Genomic DNA, 14,176 nt, shown 5'->3' on the forward strand with positions numbered 1-14,176 from the left:
AGGTCCACATGCCCGAATTAGCTTCACAGGTTTTGTACACGCCAGCGCAACGCGCCCGGCGTGACGCGACCGCCTGGACGCTGGTGCAAGGTGTGCTGGCTCCGGTTCAGTTTTTGATTTTCGGCATCAGCCTGTACCTGGTGATCAACAGCCTGCAAACCAGCGAACACACCGACTTGGCCCTGGCTTCGGTGGTACTCAAGACCGTGGTGCTCTACGCCATCATGGTCACCGGCGCGATTTGGGAAAAAGTGGTCTTCGACTGCTACCTGTTTGCCCCCGCCTTTTTTTGGGAAGACGTGGTCAGCATGGGAGTGATGGTTCTGCACACCGCTTATGTCTGCGTCTGGTGGCTTGGGGCATGGAGCGCTAACGACCAACTGCTGCTGGCCCTGGCCGCATATGGCAGCTACGCCATCAACGCGGCGCAATACATCCGCAAGCTGCGCATGGCGCGGCTGCAAAAAACCGAAACCCTCTCTATGCCCGACACGGGCGCACAGGCCAGCACATGAGCACTGTCATCCCAATCCGCGCCGATACATCCGCTCAAACCGCCGGTTGCACCGACGTCGTGCCCTTGGTTGAACGCGGGCAGCGCGAGGTGTTTTGTGGTCTCACCGGCATCATCTGGTTACACCGCAAAATTCAAGATGCCTTCTTTTTGGTGGTGGGCTCGCGCACCTGCGCCCACTTGATACAGTCCGCAGCGGGCGTGATGATTTTTGCCGAGCCCCGCTTTGGCACCGCCATCATCGACGAGCGCGATCTGGCGGGTTTGGCCGATGTGCACGAAGAACTCGACCGCGTGGTCGGCCAGCTGCTGGCGCGCCGCCCCGACATCCGCTTGTTGTTCTTGGTGGGCTCTTGCCCGTCCGAAGTCATCAAATTGGACCTGTCGCGCGCAGCCGAACGCCAAAACCAAATTCATCACCCCAAGGTGCGCGTGCTCAACTACTCGGGCAGCGGCATCGAAACCACCTTCACCCAAGGTGAGGACGCTTGCTTAGCGGCCATGGTCCCCGGCCTGCCCACCAGCGCAGAAACTGCCCCCGCCCTGATGGTGGTAGGCACCTTGGCCGATGTGGTCGAAGACCAGATGCGCAGCCTGTTTGAGCGCATGGGTCTGCAAGTCAACTTCTTCCCACCGCGCAACAGCCAGGCCATGCCTGTGGTCGGCCCGAACACCCGCTATTTGTTGGCTCAGCCCTTCTTGGCAGACACCGCCCGAGCCCTGCAGTCGCGCGGCGCACAGCACCTGCCCGCACCGTTCCCTCTAGGCGTGGAAGGCACGACCGCCTGGCTGCAAGCGGCCGCCACCGAATTTGGCGTCGCCCCTGACGTGTTTGAACAAGCCACCGCCGCGCCACGCCAACGTGCCGAAAAAGCCCTGGCTGTGCAGCGCCAGATGCTGCAAGGCCAGCGCATCTTTTTCTTCCCCGACTCGCAGCTCGAAATTCCGCTGGCCCGCTTTGTGAACCGCGAACTGGGCATGGACTTGGTGGAAGTGGGTACGCCCTATTTACACCGCCAGCACATGGCCGCCGAATTGGCGCTCTTGCCCACAGGCACCCGCATCAGCGAAGGCCAGGACGTGGACCTGCAGCTCGACCGCTGCATCGCCGACGCTCCTGATTTGGTGGTGTGTGGCCTGGGTCTGGCCAATCCGCTGGAGGCGCAAGGCATCACCACCAAGTGGGCCATTGAGTTGGTCTTCACCCCCATTCAGGGCTACGAACAAGCGGCCGATCTGGCCGGTTTGTTCAGCCGCCCCCTCAAGCGCCGCCTGAAGCTGGCTGCATAAAGCGCAGGAACACACCATGCAACTGACGCTCTGGACTTACGAAGGACCGCCCCATGTGGGCGCCATGCGCGTGGCCACCGCCATGACGGATGTGCACTACGTGCTGCACGCCCCGCAAGGCGACACCTACGCCGACCTGCTGTTCACCATGATCGAGCGCCTGCCACGCCGCCCCCCCGTCACCTACACCACCTTCCAGGCGCGTGATCTGGGCGGCGACACGGCCGAGCTGTTCAAAGACGCGGCTCGCCAGGCTATGGCACGCTTCAATCCTGCGGCCATGCTGGTGGGCTCGTCGTGCACCGCCGAGTTGATCCAGGATGACCCCGGTGGTCTGGCCCAGGCGCTGCAGCTGACCATCCCCGTGGTGGCCCTGGAGTTGCCCTCGTACCAGCGCAAGGAAAATTGGGGCGCGAGCGAAACCTTTTACCAACTGTGCCGCCACTTGGTGCACAAGCCTGAAGACGTTGAAAAACTTACCAAGGCCCGCCCCACCTGCAACATCTTGGGCCCCAGCGCCCTGGGCTTTCGCCACCGCGACGACGTCAAGGAAATCACCCAACTGCTCAACCAACTCGGTGTGGACGTGGCCGTGGTCGCACCACTGAGTGCCAGCGTGGCCGATGTGCAAAAACTGGCCGAGGCTGACTTCAACGTGGTGCTTTACCCCGAAATTGGTCTGGCCGCCGCGCAGTGGTTGCAGCGCCAGTTTGACCAGCCTTACACCAAGACCGTGCCCTTGGGCAGCCACGCCACACGTGACTTCATCGCCGAAGTCTGCACCCTGACCGGCCTGCCCCAACCCGCGCAAGACCCCGCCAACGCACACGCGCACTGGTACGCCAAGTCGGTTGACTCGACCTACCTCACTGGCAAGCGCGTCTACATTTTTGGCGATGCCACGCATGTGGTGGCCGCCGCCCGCATCGCCAGCCAAGAGATGGGTTTTGAGGTGGTGGGCTTGGGCAGCTACAGCCGCGAATTTGCACGCGAAGTGCGCGACTGCGCCAAGCGCTACGGCGTCGAAGCGCTGATCACCGACGACTACCTCGAAGTCGAAACCCAGATCAACGCCTTGCAGCCCGAGCTGATTTTGGGCACGCAAATGGAGCGTCACATCGCCAAGCGCCAGGGCATCCCCTGCGCGGTGATTTCGGCCCCTGTGCACGTACAAGACTTCCCGGCCCGCTACGCACCGCAAATGGGTTTTGAAGGCGCCAACGTCTTGTTCGACACCTGGGTGCACCCGCTGATGATGGGTCTGGAAGAACACCTGATCGGCATGTTCCGTGAAGACTTTGAGTTCCATGCCGGTGCCGCGCCCTCACATCTGGGCAGCACACGGCCCGCGGCCGAGCTGACACCGGCACCTGTTTCGGCGACTGCGTCAGCCGCTACACCGCCGCCTATCGCGTCTCCCACCATGGCCGCTTCACACCAAGCCAGCTGGAGTGTGGAAGCCGAAAAAGAACTTGGAAAGATCCCGTTCTTTGTGCGCGGCAAAGCCCGCCGCAACACCGAACGATTTGCCCTAGATCAGGGTGTGGCGACCATTACCGTGGAGACGCTCTACGATGCCAAAGCCCACTTCAGCCGTTAAAAAGTCGCCCACCAACCACCCGCGCATGAGCGTGGTGTTGCTGACCATGGACAGCCACCTGGCCAGCGCTGCTGAGAGCGCGGCCGAGCGTCTGGCCCGCGACCTGCCGGGCCTGCACCTGCAAACCCACAGCGCCTCGGCCTGGCGCGACAGCGAAACGGCTCTCGCCAATTGCCTGGCCGCGGTGGCGCAAGCAGATCTGGTGATCGTCACCATGCTGTTCATGGAAGACCATTTCCTGCCGGTGCTCGACGCCTTGCAAGCACGCCGCGAGCACTGCGACGCCATGGTCTGCATCATGTCGGCACCTCAGGTCACCCAACTCACGCGCATGGGCAAACTGGTCATGGGCCGCGAATCCACGGGCCTGATGGCTTTGCTCAAAAAGCTGCGCCCCACAGCCAAAAACAAAGACACGGGTTCTGAGACCGGCGCACCCTCGAGCGCCGGGGCCAAACAAATGGCCATGCTGCGCCGACTGCCCAAGCTGCTGCGTTTCATTCCCGGCACAGCACAAGACCTGCGCCTGTTTTTCCTGACCATGCGCTACTGGCTGGCAGGCTCAGAGCACAACATCGAGCACTTGGTCAAAACTTTGGTGCACCGCTACGCGCAAGGCCCGCGCGAACACCTGCGCGCTTTGGCCCAGCCGGAAGACCCGATCGAATACCCCGAGGTGGGCCTGTACCACCCGCAGATGAAAAACCGCATCAGCGAACAGCTGAGCGACCTGCCCGGCCACGGCCGCAAAGACCAGCCTGCCGTGGGCTTGCTGCTGCTGCGCTCGTATCTGCTGGCGGGCAACACCGCGCACTACGACGCGGTCATCACCTCGCTGCAAGCACGCGGCCTGCGCGTCATCCCGGCCTTTGCCAGCGGTCTGGATGCCCGCCCGGCGATGGACCGGTTTTTCAAGAATGGCGGCGATTCGAAAATCCAGTCGCTGGTCTCGCTCACCGGTTTCTCCTTGGTCGGCGGCCCCGCTTACAACGACGCCAGCGCCGCCGAAGTGGCGCTCAGCGAACTCGATGTGCCCTACATCGCCGCGCACCCGCTGGAGTTTCAGTCCATCGAGCAATGGGGTGGCTCCACACGTGGCCTGCTGCCGGTGGAAAACACCATCATGGTGGCCATCCCCGAGCTCGACGGTTCGATCTTGCCCATGGTTTACGGCGGCCGCCCTGGCCCGGCTGGTCAAACCTGCACCGGTTGCGACAAAGGCTGCACTTTCCCCAGTGGCCCGCGCAGCCAGGACATGTTCACCTGCAGCGAGCGCACCGAGATGCTCACCGCACGAGTTGAGCGCTTGGTGCGCCTGCGCGACAAGTCACGTGCCGAACGCAAGCTGGCCATTGTGCTGTTCAACTTCCCGCCCAACGCGGGCAGCGTGGGTACGGCCGCGTATTTGTCGGTGTTCCAGTCGCTCTTCAACACCTTGCAGCGCCTGTCACTTGAAGGCTACCGCGTCGAGCTGCCGGACAGCGTGGACGATCTGCGTAACCGCCTGCTGCAAGGCAACGCCAGCCAGTTCGGCACGCAGGCCAATGTGCTGCACGCCATCGAAACCGGCCACCATGTGCAAAACGAGCGCTGGCTGAGTGACATCGAAGCGCAGTGGGGCCCCGCCCCCGGCAAGCACCTGACCAACGGCCAGTCGATCTTTGTGCTGGGTGCGGCCTTTGGCCAGGTGGTGGTCACGGTGCAACCAGGCTTTGGCTACGAAGGCGACCCGATGCGCCTGCTGTTTGAAACCGGCTGCGCCCCCACCCATGCCTTCAGCGCGTTTTACCGCTACCTGCGCGACGACTACGCGGCCGATGCAGTGCTGCACTTCGGCACGCACGGCGCGCTCGAATTCATGCCCGGCAAACAAACCGGTCTGTCGGCCCAGTGCTGGCCCGACCGCCTGATCGGCGCGCTGCCCAACATTTACCTCTACGCCGCCAACAACCCGTCCGAAGGTGCGCTGGCCAAGCGACGCGGCGCGGCCACGTTGGTCAGCTACCTCACGCCTTCACTGACGCACTCGGGTCTGTACAAAGAGTTGGTCAGCCTGCAGCAATCCATCGAACGCTGGCAGCAGATGAGCCCCGATCAAGCCCAAGACCGCGAAAGCCTGACCGAGCTGATCCGCGAGCAAGCGCAAAGCATCGATCTGGCCGTTCCAGCCTCACTGACTGATGACCCCACTGCCTGGATCGAACAGCTCCAAAACCAGTTGCTCGAACTCGAATACGCCCTCATCCCCGAAGGCCTGCACGTCATGGGCCAGGCCCCTACCCGTGAGCAGCGTCTGGGCACGCTCAAGGTCATGGCCGATGCCATGGGTTTGAACGCCGCGCAAAACGCCGCCCTCATGGAAGCCTTGGTCGATGGTGCCAGCGAAGCGCAACTGAACGCGCAGTTCAGCACCGACCTGCCCGCTGGCGACAAAACCCAAGCCCAGGCACAAGCCGAAAGTTTGCGCCAGCTGGTGCGCAGCAACCGCCTGCTGGGCGAAGACCACGAAATGCAAGGCCTGATGCGTGCGCTGGACGGTCGCTACCTGCAGCCCGCCCCCGGAGGCGACCTGATCCGCAACGCCAACGTGCTGCCCACGGGCCGCAACCTGCATGGCCTGGACCCCTTCCGCATGCCGTCCGCCTTTGCCGTGCGCGACGGCCAGCGCCAGGCCGAAAAGCTGTTGGCACGTTACCAGCAAGACCACCAAGCCCTGCCCGAAACCGTGGCCATGGTGCTGTGGGGCACCGACAACCTCAAGACCGAAGGCAGCCCGATGGCGCAGGCCTTGGCCTTGATGGGTGCCGCACCGCGTTTTGACAGCTACGGTCGCCTGGCCGGTGCACAACTGATTCCCTTGGCCGAACTCGGCCGCCCCCGCATCGACGTGGTCATCACCTTGTCGGGCATCTTCCGCGACCTGCTGCCCATGCAGATTCGCCTGCTGGCCGAAGCGTCTTTCCTGGCCGCCAGCGCCGACGAACCGGCCGAGCAGAACTTCATCCGCAAACATGCCTTGGCTTTTTTGGCTGAGCACGAAGGCAGCACATTGGAATGCGCCTCGCTGCGGGTGTTTGGCAACACCGAAGGCGCGTATGGTGCGAATGTGAACCACCTGATCGACAGCAGCTGCTGGGAAAACGAAAACGAATTGGGCGACGCCTTCACCCAGCGCAAAGGCTTTGCCTACGGCCGCGAAGGCCGTCCGGTGCGCAACACCGCCGTGCTGCAAAGCGCGCTGGCCAGTGTCTCGCTCACCTACCAAAACCTCGACTCGGTGGAGCTGGGCGTGACCAGCATCGACACCTATTTCGACACCCTGGGTGGCATCAGCCGCGCCGTGCTGCAAGCCAAGCACCAGCGCGACGGCAACGCGGCCGAAGCCCCACCGGTTTTCATCGGTGACCAGACGCAAGGCGACGGTGTGGTGCGCAGCCTGACCGAGCAAGTGGCCCTGGAAACCCGCAGCCGCATGCTCAACCCCAAGTGGCACGAAAGCATGCTGCAACACGGCTACGAAGGCGTGCGCCAGATCGAAGCCCACCTCACCAACACCATGGGTTGGTCGGCCACCACAGGGCAAGTGCAGCCCTGGGTCTACCAACAACTGGCCCAGACCTTTGTGCTGGACCCCGCCATGCGCGAGCGCATGGCCCAGCTCAACCCCACCGCATCGGCCAAAGTGGCCAACCGCCTGCTGGAGGCCACCCGCCGCCAGTACTGGCAACCCGACGCCGAAACCATGACAGCTTTGCTGCGGGCCGGTGAAGAACTTGAAGACCGCCTCGAAGGCATACAAGAAGGACTCCCAGCATGATCGAAACCACCAGCATCCCCGTGAACAGCATCCAGAGGGTCCGTGGGGCCGATGGCGAGGGCAGCGTGCAGTTCCAGATGGACCCCACCGTCAAAATCGGCACCGCCAAAGTCTTTGCCGTTTACGGCAAGGGCGGCATCGGCAAAAGCACCACCTCGTCGAACCTCTCGGTGGCCTTCAGCAAACTGGGCAAGCGCGTGTTGCAAATCGGCTGCGACCCCAAGCACGACTCGACCTTCACCCTGACCAAAAAGCTCATGCCCACCGTGATCGACGCCCTCGAAACGGTGGACTTTCATGCCGAAGAGCTGCGCCTCGATGACTTCGTCTTCAAGGGCTATAACGGCGTGATGTGCGTCGAAGCCGGCGGTCCACCCGCTGGCACCGGCTGCGGCGGCTATGTGGTCGGTCAGACCGTCAAGCTGCTCAAGGAACACCACCTGCTCGAAGACACCGATGTGGTGATTTTTGATGTGCTGGGCGACGTGGTGTGTGGCGGTTTTGCCGCCCCACTGCAACATGCCGACCGCGCGCTCATCGTCACCGCCAACGACTTCGACTCCATCTTTGCGATGAACCGCATCGTGCAGGCGATTGGTGCCAAGGCCAAAAACTACAACGTGCGTTTGGGTGGTGTGATCGCCAACCGCAGCGACGCGACCGACCAGATCGACAAATACAACGCAGTCACCGGCTTGAAAACCATGGCGCACTTTCCGATGCTCGACGAGATCCGCAAGAGCCGTTTGCAAAAGTGCACCTTGTTCGAGCTGGAGCCGACGCCTGCCGTCAAGGCCGTACAGGACGAGTACATGCGCTTGGCCGCCGCCCTGTGGCTAGGAGCCGACCCCCTGCCCTCCATCCCGATGAAAGACCGCGACATTTTTGACCTGCTGGGTTTCGACTGATCTGCACGCCAACACTCAGAACGAAAGAACGTCATGAACACCACCGCCTACGAACAACGCCGCAGCCAGATCGAGCACTACTTTGACCGCACTGCGGCCGATGCCTGGGCCCGCCTGACCTCGAACGAGCCGGTGGGCCGCATCCGAGCCACCGTGCGCGCCGGGCGCGACACCATGCGCGAAACCCTGCTGTCGTGGTTGCCACAAGACCTGCGCGGCCTGCGCGTGCTGGACGCTGGTTGTGGCACCGGCGCGCTGGCCTTGCAAGCGGCCCTGCGCGGGGCCGACGTTGTGGCCATCGACCTCTCGCCCACCTTGGTCAAGCTCGCCGCTGAACGCATGGCCGCCGAGCACCCTACCCTGCCAGGCTCGGTGGAGTTTTTGTCGGGCGACATGCTCAGCCCCGAATTGGGCCACTTCGACCATGTGGTGTGCATGGACTCGCTGATCCACTATGACAGCGACCAAATCGCCCACGCGCTGGCCGGTCTGGCGCAACGCACACGCGGCTCCATGGCCTTCACCTTTGCGCCGCGCACGCCGCTCTTGGCCTTGATGCACAGTGCGGGCCGCTTGTTTCCGCGCAGCGACCGCTCGCCATCGCTCTCACCCGTGGCACACGCCGATTTGCTGCAACGCATGCAAGACCACACAGATTTGCAAAGCTGGCAGGCCGCGCGCATGCAACGTGTGGCCAGTGGTTTTTACACCTCACAAGCCTGGGAGTGGACCCGCTCATGAAACTGCGCATCCCGGTCCCCCGCTGGCTCACCGCTTACGGCACACGCTTCATGCCGTTTGCCGATGCAGCCTCGCCCGAGTTACCGATGGCGCGCCTCTTACGCCTGTCGCTGTTTCAGGTGGTGATCGGCATGGTCACGGCGCTATTGGTGGGCACGCTCAACCGGGTGATGATCGTCGAGCTGCAGGTGCCCGCCTGGTGGGTGGCTTTGGCCGTCGCCATTCCCATGGTGTTTGCCCCGCTGCGCACGCTGATCGGTTACCGCAGCGACACCCACCCTTCAGCGCTGGGTCTGCGCCGCATTCCTTACATGTGGACCGGCACCTTGCTGCTGTTTGGTGGTCTGTCCATCATGCCTTTTGCCTTGTTGCTCTTGTCCGAGTCTGACCACGCCAACGTCTGGGTCGGTCAGATCGGCGCGTGCCTTGCCTTTGTGCTGGTGGGTGCGGGCATCCAGGTCACGCAAACCGCTGGCATGGCGCTAGCGCATGACTTGGCCAGCGACGACAAACGCCCCCGCGTCGTGGCCTTGCTCTACAGCATGCTCTTGGTGGGCATGATCGCCAGCAGCGCGGTGTTTGGCCTGGTGCTGAATGACTTCAGCCCACAAAAACTCATCCAGCTGGTGCAAGGCTGTGCGGTCATAGTGGCGGTGATGAACCTCGCTTCGCTGTGGAAGCAAGAGGCCCGAAGTGCCAAGCGTGGACAACGCGAAGCCGGTGGCTTTGCCAACAGCTGGCGCGATCTGATGGCGCAACCACAGATGCGGCGCTTCTTGTGGACCCTGGCCTTGGGCACCTTTGCCTTCAACATGCAAGACATCGTGCTCGAGCCCTATGCGGCCGAAATTTTGAAACTCGACGTGGGCATGACCAGCGCCTTGACAGCGCTCAGCGCGGGCGGTGCCTTGCTGGCTTTTCTCTTGTCGGCGCGTTGGCTTGTCGGTGGCTTGCATGCCTGCCGCCTGGCAAGCTTGGGCATTCTGCTGGGCTTGCCCGCATTTGCCATGGTGATTTTTTCGGGCCCCCTGGAGGCGGCTTGGATGTTCCGCATCGGCGTGACCCTGATCGGTTTCAGCGGCGGCTTGTTTTCAGTGGGCATGCTGGTCATGGCCATGGGCATGGCGCAAGACGGCAGCCCGCTCGGTCACTTGGCCGGTTTGGTCATGGGCACTTGGGGCGCGGTGCAAGCCACCAGTGCAGGTGCCGCCATGGCGTTCGGTGGCGCGCTGCGTGACGGGGTCTCGGTGCTGGCCATGTCAGGCGCGTTGGGCGAGGTGCTGGTCACCCCCATCACCGCTTACAGCTTCGTCTACCACTTTGAAATGTATTTGTTGTTTGTCGTGCTGGTGGCACTGGGCCCCATGTTGCGCGCCAGCCGTTTGGCCGCCCGCACTCAAGCCCAAAACACCGGTCAACCCGTCACCCCCTTTGGCTTGGCACAACTGCCAGGCTGATGCAACGATTTTTTTGAAGGAGACAGCCATGGAAACAGGCGCAATCACACAGTACATCGATGTGGCCCAAATCGTTTTGTACATGTTTTGGGCATTCTTTGCGGGGCTGATTTACTACCTCTTACGTGAAAACCACCGCGAGGGCTACCCCATGGATTCGGGCCGCGACAACGGTCCCCAAATCGAAGGCTGGCCACCGGTGCCCGAGCCTAAGGTGTTCAAAACGCAAGACGGTCACACCTACTTGTCTCCCGATTTGGCTCGCCCCGACGGCGAGTACAGCGCACAGCCCATGCACGGTTGGAACGGCGCACCGCTAGAGCCGCTGGGTGACCCGCTGCTGGCCGGCGTGGGCCCGGGCGCCTGGGCCATGCGCGCCGACATTCCTGACATGGATCCACACGGTCACCCGAAGATCGTGCCCCTGCGCGTCGCTGCAGACCACTCGGTAGCCAAACAAGATGTAGACCCGCGTGGTCTGCCCGTCTGGGGCGCTGACAAGGTGGTTGCAGGTACTGTGGTCGAACTCTGGGTGGACCGCATGGAGATGCTGTTTCGCTACGCCGAAGTGCAGTTGGTGAACTCGGACAAGCGTGTCTTGTTGCCCATGACGTTTGCACGCGTCAAAAAAGACGGGTCGCATGTGCAAGCTATTCTTGCGCACCAGTTTGTGAACGTGCCGCAGACGAAATCACCCGAGCAAATCACCTTGCTCGAAGAAGAAAAAATCACCGCTTACTACGGCGCGGGCACTTTGTACGCCACCCCTGAGCGTCAGGAGCCCATGCTGTGAAAGCCACCCACGAACACGAGTGGGAAGCAGCCCCCGGCTTACCCAGTGCCCTGCCTGCCGGCGAACATGTGGTTTGGCAAGGCAGCCCCGCTTGGCGTCATTTGGCTGTGCATGCGTTTCATGTGCGCAAAATCGCGGTGTACTTCACGTTCATGCTGGCCGTGCAAGTGCTCAACCTGACGGCCCCAGACAGCGGCACTGGCTGGAAAGCTGCAGCTGACGTCGAATGGAAACCTTTGCTGGTCGCAGCTAGTCTTTATGCCTTTGCCTTAGGTTTGCTGCTGGGCACCGCTTGGCTGTCCGCTAGCAGCACGCTCTACACCTTGACCAACAAACGGGTGGTCATGCGCATTGGTATCGTGCTGACACTGACCTTCAACCTGCCCTACAAGCGCATTGCGGGTGCGTCAGTCAAGCCCTACGCCAACGGGCTGGGCGACATTGCCCTGGCTCTTCATCCTGAAGATCGCATTGGTTGGGCACACCTGTGGCCGCACCAGCGCGCATGGCATGTGACGCAACCGCAGCCCACTTTACGCTGCTTACCCAACAGCCAGCAAGTGGGCGAGCAGTTGCTGAGGCTGTGGCGTGCCGAACATGCGGGCCAACACCTGCAGTTAGGTGATGTCGCTGTCAGCCATGCCACCCTCGCGCCACCCAAAAACAACACACAAGGGATGCTGGCATGAGCACGCTACCCAAACACGAGTGGCAGGTTGAAAGTCTGAACCGACCCATGGCTTGGATCGGCGTGGTGTTGCTAGCCGTTTTGGTCGCCGTCGGTTTAGCGCGTTGGTCGGGACTGGATCCACGCACACCTGACGCTGCGGTGCAATGGCAGCGCGATCTGCAGTTTCGTGATCTGCCGAGCGGCGATGTCGCCGTGCTAGACGTGCGCACAGGCCAGCAAGTGGCCCAGTTCAGCGGCGAGCAAGGTTTTTTGCGCAGCAGCCTGCGCGCCTTGGCACGCGAGCGCCACCGTGAAGGCCTGAATGGCGATGCACCCTTTGTGTTGATCGGCCGCACCGATGGCCGCCTGACTTTGCAAGACCCAAGCACCGGACAGCGCATTGACCTGGAGTCGTTTGGCCCTAGCAACGCGGCCGTGTTTGCAGGCCTCAGGTTGGCGGGCACCGACGACACCCCATTGAAATCAGCCCGTTGAAATTGATTGAACCCGTACCGGAGAACCCCATGAACGCCACTGCTGTCCACACCATCGAAACCGCTGAAGACGCCAACAAAAAGGCCGTGCACAGCGACATGATCAGCCCGCGTTTTTACACCACCGACTTCGCCGCCATGGACCGCATCAACATTGAGCCGGTGCGCGCCGAGTGGGACAAGATGATGGCCGAGTACGAGGGCGACAACAACCACGACCACTTTCAGCGCGACGAAGCCTTTGCGGGCGAAGTGGCCGCGGGCATGGCCAGCCTCTCGCCCGAGATGCGCCAGGAATTCATGGACTTTTTGGTCAGCTCATTGACGTCAGAATTTTCCGGTTGCGTGCTCTACAACGAAATTCGCAAGAACGTCACCAACCCCGACATCAAGCAACTCATGACATATCTTGCGCGTGACGAATCGCGCCATGCGGGTTTCATCAACTTGTCGCTGCGTGACTTCAACCTCGGCATCGATCTGGGCAACTTGAAGCGCACCAAGAAGTACACCTTCTTCAAGCCCAAATACATTTACTACGCGACCTACCTGTCTGAAAAGATCGGTTACGCACGCTACATCACCATCTTCCGCCAGCTCGAAAAGCACCCCGAAAAACGCTTCCACCCTATCTTTCGCTGGTTCGATCTGTGGTGCAACGACGAGTTCCGCCATGGCGAGTCTTTTGCCCTGATCATGCGCGCCAACCCCAAGTTGCTCAGCGGTGCCAACAAGCTGTGGATTCGCTTTTTCTTGCTGGCGGTGTACGCCACCATGTACGTGCGCGACCACACCCGCCCCATGCTGCACGAAGCCATGGGCCTCGATTCGAGTGAGTACGACTACCAGGTGTTCCGCATCACCACGGCCATCACGCAACAGGTCTTCCCGCTGGCGCTAGACACCGACCACCCTAATTTCCGCCGGGGCCTGGAGCGCCTGTTTGCCATTTCGCAAGCGATGGAAAAAGCCAAGGCGCGCGGCGGCGTGGTGGGCAAGCTGCAACAAGGCGTGTGCGCGATCAAAGCCGCCGCCACTTTTGCCCGCCTTTACTTCATGCCCGTGATTGAACAAGACCTATCGCCTCAGGTCCGCATGGAACCGGCATGGTGAATGAAGTCGTCTGGGCCTGCGTGTTCACGGCCCTGTGCTGGTGGCTCGGCACGGGCGTGATTTTGTGGCTCGACCGACTGCCTGCGCGCAGCTTTCGTTTTAGCTTAGGCGGCTGGACGGTGCTTTTGGCTTTGAGTTTTTGGGGTGTGGCCCAGAGCATGCAAGAGGTCAGCGTGTTCAACGCCTACCTCGCCTTTGGCAGCGTGATCGTCATGTGGGGCTGGCACGAGCTGGCCTTTTTGACTGGCTGGATCACCGGCCCGCGCAAAACGCCATTGGATGCGGGTGCCACCGGTTGGCCGCGTTTTGTGCAATCGGTGCAGGTCATGCTCTACCACGAGCTGGCCTTATTGGCCAACTTCGCTGTGCTGTGGTGGATGCAAGAAGGCCAGCACAACCACGTGGCCATTTGCACCTTTGCGCTGCTGTGGTGCATGCGCCTGTCGGCCAAACTGAATTTGTTTTTTGGCGTGCCGCAAAACGGCGCGCAATACCTGCCCGCGCACCTCAAGTACCTGGCCAGCTATTTCCGCACCCGCGACATGACGCTGTGGTTCGTGCTCTCAATGGGCGTGGCCATGGGCACCTGGTTCTGGCTGGTCTGGCTGGCCCAACAAGGTGCCGTGGCCATCACCACCGGTTGGGTCATGTTGGCCACGCTGCTGGGGCTGGCCATCGTTGAACACGTCATCATGATTTTTCCTTGGCCACTGGAGCGGCTGTGGGGTTGGGCCATGGGCCAGACCGCCAAACCGGCTTTGACCACACCCCCTTGAAGG

The 14,176-nt window shown here is 62.0% G+C and carries 12 protein-coding genes; all 12 read left to right on the top strand.

From position 1 onward, the window contains the following. The first annotated feature begins 8 nt into the window (after positions 1-8). Genes bchF through puhE form a run of 12 tightly spaced genes read left to right on the top strand, consistent with a single transcriptional unit; the run spans position 9 to position 14,173 of the window. Positions 9-515, top strand: a complete 507-nt coding sequence (gene bchF, locus RMR24_RS13040; protein WP_310615515.1) for a 2-vinyl bacteriochlorophyllide hydratase — start codon at positions 9-11, stop codon at positions 513-515. Beyond that, positions 512-1,804 carry a ferredoxin:protochlorophyllide reductase (ATP-dependent) subunit N gene (locus RMR24_RS13045; protein ID WP_310615516.1) on the top strand — a complete coding sequence of 431 codons (1,293 nt, stop codon included), beginning with the start codon at positions 512-514 and terminating at the stop codon, positions 1,802-1,804. The genes bchF and RMR24_RS13045 overlap by 4 nt, the downstream gene beginning before the upstream one ends. Before the next feature lie 16 nt (positions 1,805-1,820). Continuing rightward, positions 1,821-3,404: a ferredoxin:protochlorophyllide reductase (ATP-dependent) subunit B gene (gene bchB / locus RMR24_RS13050; RefSeq protein WP_310615517.1), complete on the top strand. Its 1,584-nt coding sequence runs from the start codon at positions 1,821-1,823 to the stop codon at positions 3,402-3,404. After that, positions 3,379-7,221: a magnesium chelatase subunit H gene (locus RMR24_RS13055; protein ID WP_310615518.1), complete on the top strand. Its 3,843-nt coding sequence runs from the start codon at positions 3,379-3,381 to the stop codon at positions 7,219-7,221. Before bchB ends, RMR24_RS13055 begins: the two co-directional genes overlap by 26 nt. Next, positions 7,218-8,129, top strand: coding sequence for a ferredoxin:protochlorophyllide reductase (ATP-dependent) iron-sulfur ATP-binding protein (bchL, locus tag RMR24_RS13060; RefSeq protein WP_019429120.1), 912 nt, complete (start codon positions 7,218-7,220; stop codon positions 8,127-8,129). The genes RMR24_RS13055 and bchL overlap by 4 nt, the downstream gene beginning before the upstream one ends. A gap of 33 nt (positions 8,130-8,162) precedes the next feature. Then, the gene (gene bchM / locus RMR24_RS13065) at positions 8,163-8,870 is read left to right on the top strand and encodes a magnesium protoporphyrin IX methyltransferase (RefSeq protein ID WP_310615519.1); all 708 of its coding nucleotides are present in this window, start codon (positions 8,163-8,165) and stop codon (positions 8,868-8,870) included. After that, the gene (locus RMR24_RS13070; protein ID WP_310615520.1) at positions 8,867-10,327 is read left to right on the top strand and encodes a BCD family MFS transporter; all 1,461 of its coding nucleotides are present in this window, start codon (positions 8,867-8,869) and stop codon (positions 10,325-10,327) included. Before bchM ends, RMR24_RS13070 begins: the two co-directional genes overlap by 4 nt. Before the next feature lie 28 nt (positions 10,328-10,355). Next, complete coding sequence (puhA, locus tag RMR24_RS13075; RefSeq protein ID WP_310615521.1) at positions 10,356-11,120, top strand: photosynthetic reaction center subunit H; 765 nt, start codon at positions 10,356-10,358, stop codon at positions 11,118-11,120. Next, positions 11,117-11,809, top strand: coding sequence for a photosynthetic complex putative assembly protein PuhB (gene puhB / locus RMR24_RS13080; RefSeq protein WP_310615522.1), 693 nt, complete (start codon positions 11,117-11,119; stop codon positions 11,807-11,809). The genes puhA and puhB overlap by 4 nt, the downstream gene beginning before the upstream one ends. Next, positions 11,806-12,285, top strand: a complete 480-nt coding sequence (gene puhC / locus RMR24_RS13085) for a photosynthetic complex assembly protein PuhC (protein WP_310615523.1) — start codon at positions 11,806-11,808, stop codon at positions 12,283-12,285. Before puhB ends, puhC begins: the two co-directional genes overlap by 4 nt. A 29-nt stretch (positions 12,286-12,314) precedes the next feature. Continuing rightward, a complete protein-coding gene (gene acsF, locus RMR24_RS13090; protein ID WP_310615524.1) occupies positions 12,315-13,397 on the top strand; it encodes a magnesium-protoporphyrin IX monomethyl ester (oxidative) cyclase in 1,083 nt (360 codons plus the stop codon). Then, positions 13,391-14,173, top strand: a complete 783-nt coding sequence (gene puhE, locus RMR24_RS13095) for a putative photosynthetic complex assembly protein PuhE (protein ID WP_310615525.1) — start codon at positions 13,391-13,393, stop codon at positions 14,171-14,173. Before acsF ends, puhE begins: the two co-directional genes overlap by 7 nt. The last annotated feature ends 3 nt before the right edge of the window (positions 14,174-14,176 follow it).

It is taken from the genome of Limnohabitans sp., from assembly GCF_031539105.1.
In the GTDB taxonomy this organism is placed as follows: domain Bacteria; phylum Pseudomonadota; class Gammaproteobacteria; order Burkholderiales; family Burkholderiaceae_C; genus Limnohabitans.